The 17607-nt window shown below is 68.0% G+C and carries 14 protein-coding genes and 1 tRNA gene; 6 read left to right on the plus strand and 9 right to left on the minus strand.

Annotation, left to right across the window (positions count from 1 at the left end; genetic code table 11):
* Nucleotides 1–27: 27 nt before the first annotated feature.
* The 8 genes from AC5RWG_RS03540 to AC5RWG_RS03575 form a co-directional block, all read right to left on the minus strand.
* Entirely contained in the window at nucleotides 28–729 is a 702-nt protein-coding gene (locus AC5RWG_RS03540; RefSeq protein WP_494000030.1) for an ABC transporter ATP-binding protein, read from the minus strand.
* Nucleotides 726–3539, minus strand: coding sequence for an ABC transporter permease (locus AC5RWG_RS03545; protein ID WP_494166427.1), 2814 nt, complete (start codon nucleotides 3537–3539; stop codon nucleotides 726–728). Before AC5RWG_RS03545 ends, AC5RWG_RS03540 begins: the two co-directional genes overlap by 4 nt.
* A gap of 165 nt (nucleotides 3540–3704) precedes the next feature.
* Nucleotides 3705–5294 carry a phosphoglycerate dehydrogenase gene (serA, locus tag AC5RWG_RS03550; RefSeq protein ID WP_494000032.1) on the minus strand — a complete coding sequence of 530 codons (1590 nt, stop codon included), beginning with the start codon at nucleotides 5292–5294 and terminating at the stop codon, nucleotides 3705–3707.
* 281 nt (nucleotides 5295–5575) lie between these two features.
* Complete coding sequence (ilvC, locus tag AC5RWG_RS03555; RefSeq protein ID WP_494025684.1) at nucleotides 5576–6601, minus strand: ketol-acid reductoisomerase; 1026 nt, start codon at nucleotides 6599–6601, stop codon at nucleotides 5576–5578.
* Nucleotides 6602–6636: 35 nt separating this feature from the next.
* Complete coding sequence (gene ilvN / locus AC5RWG_RS03560; RefSeq protein WP_493979937.1) at nucleotides 6637–7149, minus strand: acetolactate synthase small subunit; 513 nt, start codon at nucleotides 7147–7149, stop codon at nucleotides 6637–6639.
* Nucleotides 7150–7151: 2 nt separating this feature from the next.
* The gene (locus tag AC5RWG_RS03565) at nucleotides 7152–9053 is read right to left on the minus strand and encodes an acetolactate synthase large subunit (RefSeq protein WP_494166428.1); all 1902 of its coding nucleotides are present in this window, start codon (nucleotides 9051–9053) and stop codon (nucleotides 7152–7154) included.
* 352 nt (nucleotides 9054–9405) lie between these two features.
* Nucleotides 9406–11109, minus strand: coding sequence for a dihydroxy-acid dehydratase (gene ilvD, locus AC5RWG_RS03570; RefSeq protein WP_494139464.1), 1704 nt, complete (start codon nucleotides 11107–11109; stop codon nucleotides 9406–9408).
* A gap of 175 nt (nucleotides 11110–11284) precedes the next feature.
* Nucleotides 11285–12202 (minus strand): LysR family transcriptional regulator, encoded by a 918-nt coding sequence (locus tag AC5RWG_RS03575; RefSeq protein WP_494166429.1) that lies wholly within the window; start codon nucleotides 12200–12202, stop codon nucleotides 11285–11287.
* A gap of 72 nt (nucleotides 12203–12274) precedes the next feature.
* On the opposite strand from AC5RWG_RS03575, the gene AC5RWG_RS03580 reads away from it, so the two are divergent.
* The 5 genes from AC5RWG_RS03580 to AC5RWG_RS03600 all read left to right on the plus strand — a co-directional run bounded on the left by AC5RWG_RS03580 (nucleotide 12275) and on the right by AC5RWG_RS03600 (nucleotide 15039).
* A complete protein-coding gene (locus AC5RWG_RS03580; protein ID WP_494166430.1) occupies nucleotides 12275–12430 on the plus strand; it encodes a hypothetical protein in 156 nt (51 codons plus the stop codon).
* A 148-nt stretch (nucleotides 12431–12578) separates the two neighbouring features.
* Entirely contained in the window at nucleotides 12579–13004 is a 426-nt protein-coding gene (locus AC5RWG_RS03585; RefSeq protein ID WP_494012359.1) for a hypothetical protein, read from the plus strand.
* 156 nt (nucleotides 13005–13160) lie between these two features.
* Nucleotides 13161–13772 carry a hypothetical protein gene (locus AC5RWG_RS03590; protein ID WP_494166431.1) on the plus strand — a complete coding sequence of 204 codons (612 nt, stop codon included), beginning with the start codon at nucleotides 13161–13163 and terminating at the stop codon, nucleotides 13770–13772.
* Between the two features lie 3 nt (nucleotides 13773–13775).
* On the plus strand, nucleotides 13776–14855 hold the full coding sequence (locus AC5RWG_RS03595) for a PQQ-dependent sugar dehydrogenase (protein WP_494000039.1): 1080 nt from the start codon (nucleotides 13776–13778) through the stop codon (nucleotides 14853–14855).
* Nucleotides 14856–14966: 111 nt separating this feature from the next.
* Nucleotides 14967–15039 (plus strand) — tRNA-Lys (locus tag AC5RWG_RS03600).
* Nucleotides 15040–15145: 106 nt separating this feature from the next.
* Here AC5RWG_RS03600 and AC5RWG_RS03605 read toward each other — a convergent pair.
* Complete coding sequence (locus tag AC5RWG_RS03605) at nucleotides 15146–16213, minus strand: Gfo/Idh/MocA family protein (RefSeq protein WP_494166432.1); 1068 nt, start codon at nucleotides 16211–16213, stop codon at nucleotides 15146–15148.
* 129 nt (nucleotides 16214–16342) lie between these two features.
* Here AC5RWG_RS03605 and AC5RWG_RS03610 point away from each other — a divergent pair, with 129 nt between their 5' ends.
* The gene (locus AC5RWG_RS03610; RefSeq protein WP_494012363.1) at nucleotides 16343–17563 is read left to right on the plus strand and encodes an ROK family protein; all 1221 of its coding nucleotides are present in this window, start codon (nucleotides 16343–16345) and stop codon (nucleotides 17561–17563) included.
* The last annotated feature ends 44 nt before the right edge of the window (nucleotides 17564–17607 follow it).

Here is a 17607-nt window from a genome sequence, read left to right on the forward strand (position 1 = left end):
CGTCTCCAGATCAGGGGCCGTGAGCGCCTAGTTCATCCGGGTGCTGCTGTCCGCGGCCTTGATCAGTTCCTGGTCGTGGGACGCCACGAGCACGGCAATGCCGTCCTTGGTCGTGTCCTTCAGGATGTGGATGATCTTGTTGGCCTGTTCGCGGTCCAGGTTGGCGGTGGGCTCGTCCACGACCAGGACCTTGGTGCCCAGGATCAGCGCCCGGGCGATGGCCACCCGCTGGCGTTCACCGCCGGAGAGCTGGCCCGGACGGTGGCGCATGCGGCGGCCCAGCCCGACCAGGTCCAGCAGGTCCTTGGCCATCTCGGTGCGCTCTTCCACCTTGCCGTCGGGCACGGCCGGCAGCAGGACGTTCTCCAGCGCGCTCATGCCGTCGATCAGCGCGCCGCCCTGGTCCACGTAGCCGATCAGGGCCCGGCGGCGGTCGGAGATCTCGTCGTCGTCCATGGCGCTGAGGGCATCGCCCTGCCAGAACACCTCGCCAGCCGTGGGCTGCTGCAGCCCGGCGGCCACGGTGAGGATGCTGGTCTTGCCGGAGCCGCTGCGGCCGGCCAGGCAGTGCATGGTGCCGGCTTCCAGGCCGAGGTCGAAGTCGTCGGCAATCACGAGCGGCTCGGCACCGCCGTCGTATCGGATGGTGATGCCTCGCAGCTCCACCGGCATGGCATGGTCGGCGGTGCGCTCCTTGGTGGCGGCGCGGGTCAGGGGTTCTTCGATCATTTCCGGGTCCTTGTCATCAAAACAAACCAGAGGAGCACGGCCGCGATGCCAGCGGCAGCGGCCCACACCGCGGTATGCGGTGCAATAAACAGGGCGGTCACGACGGCGCCGATGACGGCCAGCGGCAGGGCGACGGCGGCGGTTATGCCGGCCTCGCCGCGGCGGGCCTGCAGCAGCAGCGTGGGCGTCCAGCCCATGGCGCCGAGGATGGCAAACTGTTCGCGCTTGCGGCGCGCCTCGAACCGGGTGGTCATCAGCGCCAGCAGCAGCGCCGTGACCACGCCGAGCAGCGCCAGCGCGATGTTCAGGCCGCTCAGCTGTGCGGCGGCCAGCGAACCGAGCGCCGTGCTGCCGGCTGCCCGCGGAATGTCGGCCAGCACCGCCATCAGGGCTCCGGCCGCGGCGCCGAGCACCGCGACGCCCAACGCGATGGCCACGGTGTTGAACCGGTTGGTGCTCAGCTGGCGGGCGGCGAACTGCAGCGGGGTCTTCACCGACGGCACGCCGGCCGCCCCGGACGGTTCGACGTCCTTCGCCGGATGCGGCTTGAGCATGGCGGCGGAGATGAAGGCGGAGGCACCGTAGACGACCAGCGCGATCAGCGACACCCACAGCGTCACGGCGCTGCGGCTGATGGCGCTGGCCACGACGGCCACCACCAGCACGGCGACGCCGCCGACCAGCAGCTCGTTCAGGAACCAGGAGCGGATGCGCCGCCGGTTCCAGCCCATCGCCCGCAGCGTCACGGCTTCGGTCCGGCGGGAGCGGGTGAAGGCGACGGCGCTGGCGGCGGTCAACAGGGCCGCGCCGCCGACGGTCAGGGCCAGCAGCGCCGCGCTGGAGGCACTCAGGGCGCCCTGCACCTCGCCGGCCGCGCCCTGGCGGACCCAGGACTGCTGCACGGTGCCGAGGTCGCTGACCGTGCCGGAGGCGTCCTTGTAGTAGTCCGGCACGTAGATGGACACGTCTTCGCGGGCCGAGCCGGCCACCACCTGGGTCTGCAGGCCGAGGTCCTCGATCGCGGCGGCCACGGCGTTGATCTGGTCTTCCGCGTCGGCCCACGAGCCGGCGGCGTCGACGCGGACTCGGACCGCGTCGATGACCGGCTCCTCGGCGCTCGTGCCGCGGACGGCGGCCAGTCCGGCGAAGTCGGTGATCGCGCCCGCGGACTGCACGGACAGGCCGGCGCCGCTGAGGCCCGGCTTCATCACGGTGTCGTCGACGTTGTTGCCCTCGGCGTCTTTGGTGATGGTCACCGGCGTCGGGTCGTACCCGCCCAACGGCAGGTAGTTCACGTCGCCGGCGGCCTCGCGCACGGCGGACGCGTCGAAGGTGCCGTAGACGAAGGGCAGCGGAGTGGCGGATTCGCCGCCGGAATCCACGGTGCTGCGGTAGGACTGCTCTTCCACCGGTTCCCGCTGGCTCTGGTCCGGTTCCAGCTGCCACTGGAGGGTCTTCTCCGGCAGCTTGTTGACCTGGATCCAACCCTGCGGCGTGGCGGTCTGCTCCGCGCTCCCGTCGCTGGCGGCGTCCCCGGCGGTGAACTCCGGGTTGGACATGAAGTCCGTGGTCCACACCGGCGGCTGGTGCAGGCCGGCGACCATCTGGACGCCGCCGGAGCCCAGCAGGTAGTTGTAGTCCTCGCCGCCGGGCCAGCGCAGCTGGAAGGGCTTGCTGGAGGCGAAGGGCAGGTAGCCCTCCCCCAGCTCCTTGCTGACGGTGCCGACCTCCGAAACGGTGTTGCCGGCGTCGTCCAGTTCTTCGATGGTGACCGAGTAGGTCAGGTCGAGATCGGTGCCGGAGCGGACCACCATGGGGATGACCTGGGATTCCTCGTCCAGCGTGCCGGCTTCCACCGCGTTCTGGTACTGGACGAAGAACGGGCTCCAGAACTCGAACGGGTGCCCGTCGATGGCGGCGCCTTCGCCGCCCTCGGAGAACATGCCCATGCCGAACTGCGAGGAGAAGTGCTGGCCCAGTTCCTGGGCGTTGCGGTCGGTCGGTTCCGGTGCCTGCTTGAGCGGGGCCAGGAAGTCGCCGGCCTCGCCGAGCAGCGCGGATTCGGCCGCCGGGTCCACGGCAACCACCGTCTCGGTGATCTGCGGGAGCATGGGCAGCGCGATGGTGGTGTCGAAATCGCCGTGCATGCTGCCGCCGGCCGGGTCCGGGAACTTGATGCCGGTTTCGCCCTTGGGGGCCACGGTGCGCAGGCTGGTGCCGCCGGGAACTTTCAGCTCCTCCAGCTTCGCCTGGCCCAGGGAACCCTCGGCGGCTGTTTCAAAGAGGACGGTGTCCGTCAGGCCGTCGGAGCTGACGGCCTTGGCGGTGATGCGGTAGTTCGTCGGTTCTTCGTTGAAGACGGAATCCGGCGCCGGCCACTCTTCCTTCGGCACGGCGTCCTTGATGCCCTGGCCCTTGAGGTACTGCTCGATGTTCGGGTTGTAGCCGACGTAATCGGTGGCCTTCAGCTGCGGGAACTCGATGTCCTGGACCACCTTGGACACGAGCGAAATCGGGGCGGCGACGGAGACGCCGTCGATCCCCCGGACCTGCTCCAGATCCGACGCGGCGATGCCGCCGTTGCCGCTGAGGAAGTCCGGCTGGCGCAGTTCGTCGCCCGCGGTGCCCTCGGGCAGGACCAGGATGTCGTACACGCCGCGGGTGTTGGCGTCGACGATCCGGGTCAGCGATGCCTGTGCCCGGCCCTGGACGAAAATGGAAAGGACCATTGCCGCGATCAGGACGGCGACCGTCACCACGAGCGAACGGCTGCGCATGAAGCGTGACGCAGCGTTGAACCGGATTTCCACAGAATCACTCCATACGGCAGCAAAAAGGCCAGAGGTCGAATTGACCCGACGTTAAGGTTCTCACGAGGTGAGCGCAGGCGAGGAATCGACCCGCGGGTCTGCGTAAAGCCCGCCCGGCCCCGGGGGAACAGCAGGGACCGGGCGCGCTTTACCGCGCGGCGAGGGTCAGTCCTGCAGGTCGACTTCGCGGGCCACGACGGCGCCGATCTCCGCACTGAGCCTTTCCAGCAGGTCCTGCGGCAGGGCGCTGTCCACGGTCAGCACGGCCAGCGCCTGCTTGCTGGCGTCGTTCCGGGCCACCTGCATGCCGGCGATGTTGATGTCCTGCTCGCCCAGCAGCCGGCCCAGGGTGCCGATGACGCCCGGACGGTCCTCGTAGAGGAAGACGATCACGTGTTCGCTGATCGGCATTTCCACCTCGTAGCCATTGATGGCCACGATCTTCTGGATCTGCTTGGGGCCGGTCAGCGTGCCGGAGACGGAGATCTGCGAACCGTCCGACAGGGCGCCGCGGATGGTGAGCACGTTGCGGTACTCTTCGGACTCCGTGGTGGTGATCAGGCGGGTGTTGATGCCGCGCTGCTCGGCCAGCACGGGGGCGTTGACGTAGGAGACCTGCTCGGAGACGACGTCCCGGAAGACGCCCTTGAGCGCGGCCAGTTCCAGCGCCTTCACGTCCAGCTCGGCGATTTCGCCGGCCACTTCGACGTCGATCTGGGTCACCGAGTCGTGGGTCAGCGCGGTGAAGATCCGGCCGAGCTTTTCGATCAGCGGGATGCCCGGGCGGACGTCCGGGGCGATCACGCCGCCGGCCACGTTCACGGCGTCGGGCACCAGTTCCCCGGCCAGCGCCAGGCGCACGGACTTGGCCACGGAGATGCCGGCCTTCTCCTGCGCTTCCTCGGTGGAGGCGCCCAGGTGCGGGGTGACCACCACGTTCTCCAGTTCGAAGAACGGCAGGTCGGTGCTCGGCTCGGTGACGAAGACGTCGATGGCGGCGCCGGCGATCTTGCCTTCCTTCAGCGCGTCGTAGAGCGCGGCTTCGTCGATCAGGCCGCCGCGGGCCACGTTGACCACGCAGGCGGTGGGCTTCATCTTCTCGAAGGCGGCGGCACCGATCATGCCCACCGTCTCCGGGGTCTTCGGCATGTGGATGGTGATGAAGTCGGACTGCTCCAGCAGCTCGTCCAGGCTGACCAGCTGCACGCCCAGCTGGGCGGCGCGGGCGCTGGTCACGTACGGGTCGTAGGCGAGGATCTGGGTCTCGAACGCCTGCATGCGCGCGGCGATCAGGGCGCCGATGCGGCCCAGGCCGATGATGCCGATCTTCTTCTCGTAGATCTCGGTGCCGGTGTACTTGGAGCGCTTCCACTCGCCGCCCTTGAGCGAGGCGTTCGCGGCGGGGATGTGGCGGGCCAGGGCCAGGATGTGGCCGACGGTCAGTTCAGCGGCGGAGACGATGTTGGAGGTCGGAGCGTTCACGACCATGACGCCGGCCTGGGTGGCGGCCTTGATGTCCACGTTGTCCAGGCCCACGCCGGCGCGGGCGATGACCTTCAGGTTCTTGGCCGCGGCAATGGCCTCGGCGTCCACCTTGGTGGCGGAGCGGACCAGGATGGCGTCGACGTCGGCAATCGCGGCCAGCAGCTGGGACCTGTCGGCTCCATCGGTCTGCCGGATCTCGAAGTCGGGCCCAAGGGCTTCGATGGTCGCCGGGGAGAGTTCCTCCGCCAGCAGGACTACTGGTTTTTCCACAGGGGTGTTCCTTCGCTGCAAGCATGGTGATGGCCGTGCGTATAGATGGGGGTGACTCCAGTCTAGAACGGCTGCGGCCCTGTCCCCCAGTTGTTACCGGTACCGGCCGGCCGGCACCGGCCCGGCGAAACGGCGGGCCATGGGAATCGTGACGACGACGGCGGGCGCCACGGAAACATGACGACGACGACGGCGCGCCTCGGGAGCCGTGACGACGACGGCGGGGCCTTCCGGAAACGCGACGGCCGGCGCCCGCAGTGGGCGCCGGCCGTCGGACTGACCTAGCGGGCTGCTACGCCCTCGGTGTAGTCGTCGTCGGACTTGATCCAGGAGAACAGCTTGCGCAGTTCGCGGCCGGTGGCCTCGATCGGGTGGTCTTCGCCCTTCTGGCGCAGCTCCAGGAACTCCTTGGCGCCGTTGGCCTGGTCGTCCATGAAGCGCTTGGCGAAGGAGCCGTTCTGGATGTCGGCCAGGACTGCCTTCATGTTCTCCTTCACCTCCGGGGTGATCACGCGGGGGCCGGAGACGTAGTCGCCGAACTCGGCGGTGTCGGAGACAGACCAGCGCTGCTTGGCGATGCCGCCTTCGACCATCAGGTCGACGATCAGCTTGAGCTCGTGCAGCACCTCGAAGTAGGCGATCTCCGGCTTGTAGCCGGCCTCGGTCAGGGTCTCGAAGCCGTACTGCACCAGCTGCGAGGCGCCGCCGCAGAGCACTGCCTGCTCGCCGAACAGGTCGGTCTCGGTCTCTTCGGTGAAGGTGGTCTCGATGACGCCGGCGCGGGTGCCGCCGATGCCCTTGGCGTAGGAGAGCGCCAGGGCCTTGGCGCTGCCGGTGAAGTCCTGCTCGATGGCGATCAGGTCCGGGACACCGCGGCCGGCCTCGAACTCGCGGCGCACGATGTGGCCCGGGCCCTTCGGGGCGACCAGGGCGACGTCGACGTTGGCCGGCGGCTGGATGAAGCCGTAGCGGATGTTGAAGCCGTGGCCGAAGAACAGCGCGTTGCCCTCTTCGAGCTTGTCGGCGATGGACTCGGCGTAGACCTTCGCCTGGACCTGGTCCGGGGTCAGGATCATGATGACGTCGGCCTCGGCGGCAGCGTCGGCGACGGAGAGGACCTTCAGGCCCTCGGCCTCGGCCTTGGCGCGGGACTTGGATCCCTCGGCCAGGCCGACGCGGACGTCGACGCCGGAGTCGCGCAGGCTCAGGGCATGGGCATGGCCCTGGCTGCCGTAGCCAATGACAGCGACCTTGCGGCCCTGGATGATCGAAAGGTCGGCGTCGTCGTCGTAATACAGCTCAGTCACTTAGGTTTCTCCTGTTGGGATTGCGTGGAAAGGAATCAGGCGGAACGCAGCGCGCGGTCGCTCATGGAGCGGGAGCCGCGGCCAATGGCCAGCGTTCCGGATTGGACTATTTCGCGGATGCCAAACGGCTCCAGCACTGCAAGCAGGGCCTCGAGCTTATCGGCGGTGCCGGTGGCCTCCAGGACCAACGAGTCGGTGGACACGTCGACCACGGAGGCGCGGAACAAGTCTGCTGCCTGGGTTACCTGCAGCCGTGTTGCGGCATCCGCGCGGACCTTGACCAGGATATGGTCGCGTTGCACGGAAGTTTCGGGAACCAGCTCGACAATCTTGATGACGTTGATGAGCTTGTTCAGTTGTTTGGTGACCTGCTCCAGCAGGTCGCCCTCGGCCTCGACCACCACGGTAATGCGGGAGAACCCGTCTGCTTCCGTGGGGCCGACGGCCAGAGAATGGATGTTGAACGCCCGGCGGGCGAAGAGGCTGGCGACGCGGGTCAGCACGCCCGGGACGTCCTCCACCAGCACTGAAAGGGTATGGCGGGACATTCCTAGTCCTCCTCTTCCCACTCGGGGGTCATGTCGCGGGCAATCTGGATCAGGTCGTTGCTCACGCCGGAGGGGACCATCGGCCACACCATGGCGTTGGGGCTGACCACGAAGTCGATCACCACGGGGCGGTCGTTGATCGCCAGCGCCTGCTGGATGGTGGCGTCGATGTCCTCCGGACGTTCGCAGCGCAGGCCCACGCAGTCGTAGGCGTCGGCCATCTTCACGAAGTCCGGCACGCGCACGGTGTCGTGGCCGGTGTTCAGGTCGGTGTTGGAGTACCGGCCGTCGTAGAACAGGGTCTGCCACTGGCGGACCATGCCCAGCGAGGAGTTGTTGATCACCGCGACCTTGATGGGGATGTTGTTCAGCCGGCAGGTGGCCAGTTCCTGGTTGGTCATCTGGAAGCAGCCGTCGCCGTCGATGGCCCAGACCACGCGGTCCGGGTTGCCCACCTTGGCGCCCATCGCGGCCGGCACCGAGTAGCCCATGGTGCCCAGGCCGCCGGAGTTCAACCAGGCGTGCGGGCGCTCGTACTTGATGAACTGCGCGCTCCACATCTGGTGCTGGCCCACGCCGGCGACGTAGACGCCCTCCGGACCGGTCAGCTCGCCGATCCGCTGGATCACCTGCTGCGGGGCCATAAGGCCGTCGTCGGGCTCGGCGAAGCCCAGGGGGTAGGTCTCGCGCAGCCGCTCCAGCGTGGCCCACCAGGCGGAGAGGTCCGGGGTTCCCTCGGCGGCGAACCGCTCGCGGCAGGCCTCGGCCAGTTCCGGAATGATCTCCTTGACCGAACCGACGATCGGCACGTCGGCGGTGCGGTTCTTGGAGATCTCCGCCGGGTCGATGTCGGCGTGGATCACCTTGGCGCCCGGGGCGAAGCTGCTCAGCACGCCGGTGACGCGGTCGTCGAAGCGGGCGCCGAGCGTGATCAGCAGGTCGGCCTGCTGCAGCGCGGTCACCGCCGAGACGGAGCCGTGCATGCCCGGCATCCCCACGTGCTGCGGGTGCGAGTCCGGGAATACGCCGCGGGCCATCAGCGTGGTGGCCACCGGGGCGCCCACCAGTTCGGCCAGCTCGCGCAGCTCCTGCGACGCGTGGGCCTTGATCACGCCGCCGCCCACGTAGAACGCCGGGCGCTCCGCCGCGGCGATCAGCTTGGCGGCCTCGCGGACCTGCTTGGAGTGCCCGCGGACCACGGTGCGGTAGCCGGGGATGTCGATCTTCGGCGGCCAGGAGAAGTTCATCGTGGACTGCTGGGCGTCCTTGGTGATGTCCACCAGCACCGGGCCGGGGCGGCCGGTGGTGGCGATATGGAACGCCTCGGCCAGGGCGCGGGGAATGTCCTGCGCCTTGGTGACCAGGTAGGAGTGCTTGGTGATCGGCATGGTGATGCCGACGATGTCCGCTTCCTGGAACGCGTCCGAGCCGATCACGGCCGAGGAGACCTGCCCGGTGATCGCCACCATCGGCACCGAGTCCATGTGCGCGTCGGCAATGGCGGTGACCAGGTTGGTGGCCCCCGGGCCGGAGGTGACAATGCAGACACCGGGGCGGCCGGTGACCATGGCATAACCCTGTGCGGCGTGGCCTGCACCCTGTTCATGACGGACCAAGACGTGGTTGATCTTGGCCGAATCCATGAGCGGGTCGTAGGTGGGGAGGATGGCCCCGCCCGGCAACCCGAAGACGTCATCGACGCCCAGTTCTTCCAGCGAACGGACAACGGCTTGTGAGCCGGTCATTTCCGTGGGCGGCACGATGTTGTTCGGCCCGACTACCGGGCTGAGGCCGTCCACGACGGAAGAGACAGAGGCAGCTACATCTTTGGTTTTGACAGCGTCGGGCGAGGCCGGCGCCTTATTGGCCATCAGCGAGGGGCTGATTGGCGATCCCTTAGTCATCGGATTTCCTTTGCGGATCTTGATGTTCTCTGATGTGCTTGCCGTCCTCCGCGAGCGGGGAACGGCCCTGTTCTCTTCTGCAAATAAAAAACCCCGTCGAGCCGGTTGGCTCCGATGGGGTTCGCGCGTGACGTGGTCGTGCCAGACGGGCGGTTACGCCACGCGCTTGGTAAGGACGACCACGGATACGCTTTGCATGGCTTCAGTCTCGTGCCACGCGGATATCAGTGTCAACCTGAGACATCGCCGTCTCACTATTTGGGCACCCGAGTCCACAAGATGGACCCTTCACCCGGGGAGGGGCACGACGGCGGGCGCCCGCCTCGCGGAGGGAGGCGCCCGCCGTCGTGGTTCAGCTGCAGTACGCGCCGGTGGAGGCGGAGTTCACCAGCTTGACGTACTTGGCCAGCACGCCGGTGGTGAACTTCGGCGCCAGCGGTTCCCAGCCCACCCGGCGCGCTTCCAGCTCGGCCTCGTCGACCAGCAGGTCGAAGCTGCGGGCGGCTATGTCCACGCGGATCAGGTCGCCGTCGCGCACGAACGCGATCGGGCCGCCGTCTACCGCTTCCGGCGCCACGTGTCCGATGCACAGGCCGGTGGTGCCGCCGGAGAACCGGCCGTCGGTGAGCAGCAGCACGTCCTTGCCGAGCCCGGCGCCCTTGATGGCGCCCGTGATGGCCAGCATCTCGCGCATGCCCGGGCCGCCCTTGGGGCCCTCGTAGCGGATGACCACCACGTCGCCGGCCTTGATCTGCCCGTTGTCCAGCGCGTCCAGGGCGCCCTGCTCGCGTTCGAACACGCGGGCGGTGCCCTCGAAGACGTCGGCGTCGAAGCCCGCGGACTTAACCACGGCGCCCTCGGGAGCCAGCGAACCGTGCAGGATGGTCACGCCGCCGGTCTTGTGGATGGGGTTGTCCAGGGCGCGCAGGATCTTGCCGTCCGGGTCCGGCGGGTTGATGGCCGCCAGGTTCTCGGCCACGGTCTTGCCGGTCACGGTCAGGCAGTCGCCGTGCAGCAGGCCCGCATCCAGCAGCGCCTTCATGACCACCGGGACGCCGCCGATCTTGTCCAGGTCGAACATCACGTGGCGGCCGAAGGGCTTCATGTCGGCCAGGTGCGGGACCTTGTCGCCGATCCGGTTGAAGTCGTCCAGCGTCAGGTCCACCTCCGCCTCGCGGGCGATCGCCAGCAGGTGCAGCACGGCGTTGGTGGAGCCGCCGAAGGCCATGGTCACCGCGATGGCGTTCTCGAAGGCCTTCTTGGTCATGATGTCGCGGGCGCGGATGCCCTGGCGCAGCAGGTTCACCACGGCCTCGCCGGACTTGTGCGCGAAGTTGTCGCGGCGGCGGTCCGCGGACGGCGGCGCGGCCGAACCCGGCAGCGACATGCCCATCGCCTCGCCGATGGAGGCCATGGTGTTGGCCGTGTACATGCCGCCGCAGGCGCCTTCGCCCGGGCAGATGGCGCGTTCGATCGAGTCCAGGTCCTTGCGGCTCATCTTGCCGGCGGCGCAGGCACCCACGGCCTCGAAGGCGTCGATCAGGGTGACTTCCTTCTCCGAGCCGTCCTCCATCTTCGCGAAGCCGGGCATGATCGTGCCGGCGTAGAGGAACACCGAGGAGAGGTTCAGGCGGGCGGCGGCCATCAGCATGCCCGGCAGCGACTTGTCGCAGCCGGCCAGCAGCACGGAACCGTCGAGGCGCTCGGCCATCATGACCGTTTCCACCGAGTCGGCGATGACTTCGCGGGAGACCAGCGAGAAGTGCATGCCCTCGTGCCCCATGGAAATGCCGTCGGAGACGGAGATGGTGCCGAACTGCATCGGGAAACCGCCGCCGGCATGGACGCCTTCCTTGGCGCCCTGGGCCAGCCGGTTCAGCGACAGGTTGCAGGGGGTGATTTCGTTCCAGGAGCTCGCGATGCCGATCTGCGGCTTGGCGAAGTCCTCGTCGCCCATCCCTACGGCTCGGAGCATGCCGCGCGCCGGAGCGGCGTGGATGCCATCGGTTACTACCCGGCTACGGGGTTTGATGTCTGGGGTTGCGTCCGCACTCATGGCATCGATTCTATGACCCGCGCCGCCATGGCAGGGCCATATTACGACGGCGGTGCCTCGGCTGGCCCGGCGCCCCCCGGCCCGGGCCGCCCGGATCCGGCCGCCCTGCACCGCGCCGGGCTGCCCGGATGCGGCCGCCCTGCCGCGCGCCGGGGCTGCCCGGATCCGGCCGCCCTCAGCCCTGCTGGCTGGCGATCGCCGCCGCCTCCTGCTGCAGCATTCCGATCACGCGGTGCACGCTGCTGCGCTCGGCCACGTCGCTGCGGGCCAGCACCACGATGGTCCGGCGGGCGCGGATCCCCTCCAGCGGGCGCATCACGAAGCCGCGGGTGGACTGCGCCTTCCGGGAGGTAAAGCGCGGGACCACGGCGAGCCCGTGCCCGGCGGCCACCATGGCCTCCATCACGCGCAGGTCGGCGTAGCGTGTGGTGCGCTTGGCGAGCCTGCCGGTGCGCGCTTCGATCTGGCGCAGCACCTGCTCGAAGGGAAAGCCCTGCGGGACGCCGATCCACGGGTGGTCCACCACGTCCTCGGGCCGGAGGACGTCCAGTGCCGCCAGCGGATGGCCGGCGGGCATGGCCACGTCCAGTGGTTCGTCCAGCAACGGCAGCACGGTGATGCCGTTGCGGGCGAAGGCCTCAACGCCCTGCTGGCTGTGGGCCAGCACCAGGTCGTAGTCGGCCGCCAGCGGCAGGAACCCCTCGACGGACGGGTCTTCCAGGCAGGGGTCGAAGTGCAGCCCCTCGATGTCCTGCAGCCGGTACATCAGGCCCGGCAGGAACATTTCCGCCGCACTGGGAAAGAACGCGGCACGGATTTGGTTTTGCCAGCCGCTGCGGTAGCCGTCCACGGTGGCCTGCGCCCGCTCCATCGCCGCGGAGACGTCCGCGGCGGCTGCTGCCATGGCCAGCCCGGCCTTGGTCAGCCGCACTCCCCTGCCGGCTTTCTCCACCAGCGTGACGCCCACCTCCCGCTGCAGCGCCTTCAGCTGCTGGGAGACGGCCGAGGCTGTGATCTTCATCGCAGCGGCGGTGGCGACGACTGACCCGCGGTCGCCCAGTTCCCGCAAAATCTGCAGCCGCCTCATGTCCATAAAGAGATACTACATAGTGAGGTAAGTAACGTTAGCTTGAACTTGACGGTTGCCCCGGTTGACAATAGCGGCATGACAGTCTCAGTAGCCCTGACCGCAGTAGGGATGGCCGCCGTCTTGGCGCGCCTCGCCGTCGTTGTCCGCCGCGACCATGGCCCGGTTCCCCGCAGCCACACGTGGGAGACCGACCATTCGGCCATGCCGGTGAAAGCGGTCGAGGCCGTCTGACTTCCACCTTTACAATCAAGCGCCGGGCACCACATGGGCCAGGCGCTTTTTTGTGGGTCCGGTTCCTTAGGCTGACGGCAGCGCCCCGCGCTTCCGGCGCCGCAGGCGCCCAGCACTCCCGCCCGATTACGCACCTTCCGAAGGCCACATGCCCACCAGCGACGAACTCAAGGACGCGCTTAGCGCCATCTTTGACTCCCAGATTCCCAACTACGGCGACTACAACCTCGTCTTCGCCAGCGGCCGCCAGGACGATGCGCACCGGACGCAGGGCGGGACCGAAGACTTTTACGTGATCGGTTACCGCTGGCGGCCGCAGGAACTGGTCATCGCGCCGTTCGACGGCTCCGCGCTGACGGCCGGCGGCACCCCCGTCGCGATCAACATGACCAACATGTCCCACGCAGTCCAGCTCGGCGGCGGGGAATACGAAGTGGGCACCAGCACCGGCAGGACGTTCCGGTTCGGCGTCCAGGCCGAAGGCAGGCTGCCCGCCGAGGGCCACACGATCGACCAGTCCGAAGACCAGCCCGACTTCCACAGCTTCATGGCGGAGCTGATCTTCCGGGCCTAGCGGCCCGCCCCGGGCCTGCAAAGCATCGCCTCAACCTGCCGGTCCACCTCACGTTTGCGGAGACGGAACCGGCCACGGGAGGCTATGGACACTGCCGTGTCCCGCACGTAACGTCGGGACCGGATGCAGCACAACCATCAACCGAAGGTGAAGGCCATGGACCGGAGATGGGGAATCAGGACCGCCGTCGCAGCCACCCTCGCGACCGCCCTGCTGTGCCGGTTGTTCAGCCGCAAGTCCCGCTCCACGAAGGCCGGATCCCTGGCCGCCTCCGCGCCGGCGAATCCGGCGCACGCCCCCTCCGGACCCGCCCCCGCGCCGGCGAATCCGGCGCACGCCCCCTCCGGACCCGCCCCCACGCCGTCGAACCTGGCGCACGCGCCCTCCGAGACCGCCCCCACGCCGTCGAACCTGATGCACGCCCCCTCCGAGGCCGCCCCCACGCCGTCGAACCTGATGCACGCCCCCTCCGGCACTGCCAGCGGGAACCCAACGACCGGCCGCACGCCGCGGGCATTCGACGAGGACCTGATGGTGGAGGAGACCATGCCGGAGTCCCCGGGCGACACCGGCACGTCGGCTGCCGGCGGCTTCGGCGCGGACGAGCCGGTGCCGGCCGATGTCGAGGACGCGGCAGCGGAGCAGGCGGCGGTCACGGAGAAACCGCTCTACGATGAGACCGAATGGCTCGGTTACGTGGGCGAGGCGGTCATCGAACCGTCCGTGGAGGCCGAGGATGGGAACGGAGCGGACCGGAAACGAGGCTGACGGATGGACGACCAAGCGGATCGGCGCATCCTGCCGCTTCGGTTTGCCCCCTTGGCCCTGGCCGTGGCGCTGGCGGCCGTCCTGGCCGGTTGCAGCGTCGGCGGCAGCGGCCGGCCGGACAGTAGCGGCGGCGCCGCTACCAGCCCGGACGTGGAAGCGGCAGCCTCGGGCCTGGCCGAACCGTGGTCCATAGCCGTACTGCCCGACGGCAGTGCCCTCATTTCCGAGAACGACACCGGCCTGATCAAACACGTGGTCGACGGCGAAACGGTTGCCGCCGTGCCCGTGGACTCCGCGCTGGAAACCACAGGCGAGGCCGGCCTGCTGGGGCTGGAGCCCAGCCCCGATTTCGACGCCGACGCCCGGCTCTACGTCTACCTCACCTCGCCGGAGGACAACAGGGTTCTCAGCTACCGCTGGGACGACGGCCGGCTCAGCGACGGGCAGGAAATCGTCACGGGCATTCCCAAAGCCGGGATCCACAACGGCGGGCGGCTCAAGTTCGGCCCGGACGGCTACTTGTACATCGCCACCGGCGACGCCGCCGATTCCTCCCGCTCCCAGGATCTCTCCTCCCTGGGCGGCAAGATCCTACGGGTCACGCCCGACGGCGACCCTGCCCCCGGCAACCCCTTCGGCGACAGCCCGGTCTACAGCTTCGGCCACCGCAATGTGCAGGGGCTGGCGTGGGACGCCGACGGCAGGCTCTGGATTACGGAGTTTGGCCCCGACCGGGACGACGAGCTGAACCTGATCGAGCCCGGCGGCAACTACGGCTGGCCGGACGTTACCGGAGCCCCCGGCGACGAGCGGTTCATCGACGCCAAGGTGGTCTGGCCGTCCACGGCCGAGGCCTCCCCCAGCGGCATGGCCCTGGTGGACGGGACGGCGTGGATCGCCGCGCTGCGCGGCCAGCGGCTCTGGCGGGTGGAGCTCGACGGCACCGAGGCCGGAGAGCCCGAGGCCTTTTACGAAGGAGAATACGGCCGGCTGCGCGACGTGGCCGCTGCCCCGGACGGCCGGCTCTGGGTACTCACCAACGGCACCGACGAGGACCGGATGCTGGCGGTTTCTGTGAAGTAGGCGACAAAGGCCGCCTCAATTTCACATTCGCGGAAAAGTCCTGCTAGAGTTACATGTCGTTGCGAGGGAGAAAGCGCCCAGGAAACCGGCGCCGGCCCCTCACCGACAGCTGCACCTCTAGCTCAACTGGCAGAGCAATTGACTCTTAATCAATGGGTTCCGGGTTCGAGTCCCGGGGGGTGCACAAGCAAAACCCCGTCTGACCGGCGCAAGCCCGGACAGGCGGGGTTTTTTGTTGTTCCGGCGACGGGACAAGGTCTCCGGAGAAGACACAGGCGCCTGCAGCATCCCTAGCCGGGCTTCGCCAACTGATGGATTCGTTCGATCACCCGGACGACCTCCAAAGCCTCCCGGGGATCAACCGGGATGGGCCCGCTTCCCCGGACCGCCAGAGCCGCAGCCCGGTAAAACCCAAGGTAGTCGCCTCGTTCGGTCGGCACCGCAATGGGGGCGGGATGGCCCGGCGCCCGGATGCCGAGCGTGCCCCACGTGCTTTCGGGCTCGGCGCCGAACCCTGAATCAGTTGGGACTGCCCCCGCCGCCAAGGCCGGTTCCTGGCCGTCCAGACCATAGCTGACATAGGCGCTTTCGGTCCCCAGAACGCGGAAGCGGGGTCCGGCTTGCGCCGCCACCCGGCTCATCCAGAGCCGCGAATGCACGCCGTTCGAGTGGAATAGCTCAATGAGGCTGACGTCGTCGTTGCCGCCGCCATCACGAACGGTGCGCACGTCGGCACGGACCTCTTCAACCGGACCGAACAGCACCAGGGCCTGGTCTATGAGGTGGCTGCCCAGATCAAACGTGATCCCGCCGGCCAGGTGCGGAGGCGTCGTATCCTGCCAGCGGTCAACGACCTTGGGCGCCCAGTGCTCAAAGCTCGATTCAAACTGATAGACCCGTCCCAGGTGCCCCTCGGCCAGCATCTTCCGCACCGTTCGGAAGTCCCCGTCCCACCTCCGGTTCTGGAACACGATCAGGGGTTTCCCGACGCGTTCTGCCCGTTCGATCAGTTGCTCGCCGTCGCCGACCGTTGGCACGAAGGGCTTGTCCACGATCACCGCCAAGCCCGCGTCCAGTGCTGCCAGTGCTTGATCCACATGGGTGTGGGGAGGGCCGGCTAGCACCACCAATTCCAGATCCACACTCCCCCCCAGCATTTCGTTGGCGTCTGCAACAATCTCTGCAGCGGGATGGTCCTTGGCGGCCTGCAGCCTCCGTTCCGGGTGGGCCGTCGCGATGACGTCCAGGGAGAACTCCGGAAGGGCGCCGAGGAAGGGCCCATGAAAGACTTTGCCGGCCAGCCCGTAGCCCACCAACCCGGTGCGGACAGGCCGCGGAGGGCCTTGGGCGTTCAACATACCGGAAGATTACTCTTGTGCCATAATTTGTTCAAGGAATTAACAATTGAGAGCAACGGGGATGGAGTAGCCTGCGGTTGAACGATAAGTTACGCAGTTGTTTCTTGTCCACAATCCAGGGAGGCTTGGTTGAATTCATCAGACGCGCCAGTTGGCACCAGCCACGGGCGGCCGCTGCCGGCCCCGCGGGCGGGGAACAACCTCGACAGCATTCGACGGCATAACCTCTCCACCATTCTTCAGTTCGTGCATCACGCCGGCCCCGTCCCCCGCTCCGAGCTGACCCGGAAAACAGGGCTGAACAGGTCGACAATCGGTGCCTTGGTCGGCGAGCTTGCCGAGCTCGGACTGGTCTTGGAAACGAGCCCCGACTCAAGTAACGGTGTCGGGAGGCCGAGTGCCGTGGTGCGCCCCAACCCGGCGACAGTGGCGATCGCGGTCAATCCCGAGATCGACGCGGTGACCGTCGGTGCCGTCTGCCTGGGCGGCGTTGTCCAGAAACGGGTCCGCTATGAAACGGACAGGGCCCCCAGCGTCCGGGAAGCGGTCAACATCAGTGCGGCGATCATCGAAGGAATGAAGACGGACGGGACCCGGATCGCAGGGATCGGCGTCGCGGTCCCGGGTTTGGTGAGGACACAGGACGGGCTCGTGCGGCTGGCCCCGCACCTGGAGTGGACCGATGAACCGATTGCCGAAATGCTGGCCGCTGCCACCGGGTATCCCGTGAAAGCCGCCAACGATGCGAGCCTTGGTGCTCTCGCCGAAAGGACGTTTGGGTCCGCCCGACGGGTCAGCGACATGATTTACCTCAACGGCGGGGCCAGCGGCATCGGCGGCGGCATCATCAGCGGAGGCCACGCCGTGACAGGCGTCGCCGGTCATGCCGGGGAGCTGGGCCACACCCGGATCAGAAGCGGCGGAGGGCTTGACACCGCGCACGCCCGAGGCACCTTGGAATCCGAAGTTACCCGCGATGCCCTGCTTGCCGCCCTCGGATTGGCATCCGCGGACGTGGACGAACTGGAGGAGGCGCTGCTTTCATCCACTTCTGCCGAGGTTCGGGCTGTTGTGGACCGGCAGCAGGAATACCTCGCCATTGCCCTGGGCAATGCAATCAACATCCTGAATCCGGAGTTGATCATTCTGGGCGGCTTCCTGGGCTCCTTGCATGCAGCCGATCCGGAGCGGCTGGAGCACCTCGTCTCCCGGGAATCGCTGCCGGTTTCACGCCAGAGTGTTCACATTTCCCGACCGCAGCTGGGCGCCAATCTTCTCATGGTCGGCGCGGCTGAACTGGTATTTGCAGACCTCCTGGCCGACCCCGCTGCCTACTCCTTCGTCGCCTGACAGGGGCGTCGCGTATCCCGACGAGGGGCCGCTTCTGCTTGATC

Source organism: Arthrobacter sp. Y3221160 (assembly GCF_059092585.1).

Bases quoted from the DNA above. Each gene is read 5' to 3' on its own strand.
- AC5RWG_RS03540 (WP_494000030.1), bottom strand. From the start codon at position 729: ATGATCGAAGAACCCCTGACCCGCGCCGCCACCAAGGAGCGCACCGCC.
- ilvN (WP_493979937.1), bottom strand. From the start codon at position 7,149: ATGTCCCGCCATACCCTTTCAGTGCTGGTGGAGGACGTCCCGGGCGTG.
- AC5RWG_RS03565 (WP_494166428.1), bottom strand. From the start codon at position 9,053: ATGACTAAGGGATCGCCAATCAGCCCCTCGCTGATGGCCAATAAGGCG.
- ilvD (WP_494139464.1), bottom strand. From the start codon at position 11,109: ATGAGTGCGGACGCAACCCCAGACATCAAACCCCGTAGCCGGGTAGTA.
- AC5RWG_RS03575 (WP_494166429.1), bottom strand. From the start codon at position 12,202: ATGGACATGAGGCGGCTGCAGATTTTGCGGGAACTGGGCGACCGCGGG.
- AC5RWG_RS03580 (WP_494166430.1), top strand. From the start codon at position 12,275: ATGACAGTCTCAGTAGCCCTGACCGCAGTAGGGATGGCCGCCGTCTTG.
- AC5RWG_RS03585 (WP_494012359.1), top strand. From the start codon at position 12,579: ATGCCCACCAGCGACGAACTCAAGGACGCGCTTAGCGCCATCTTTGAC.
- AC5RWG_RS03590 (WP_494166431.1), top strand. From the start codon at position 13,161: ATGGACCGGAGATGGGGAATCAGGACCGCCGTCGCAGCCACCCTCGCG.
- AC5RWG_RS03595 (WP_494000039.1), top strand. From the start codon at position 13,776: ATGGACGACCAAGCGGATCGGCGCATCCTGCCGCTTCGGTTTGCCCCC.
- AC5RWG_RS03605 (WP_494166432.1), bottom strand. From the start codon at position 16,213: ATGTTGAACGCCCAAGGCCCTCCGCGGCCTGTCCGCACCGGGTTGGTG.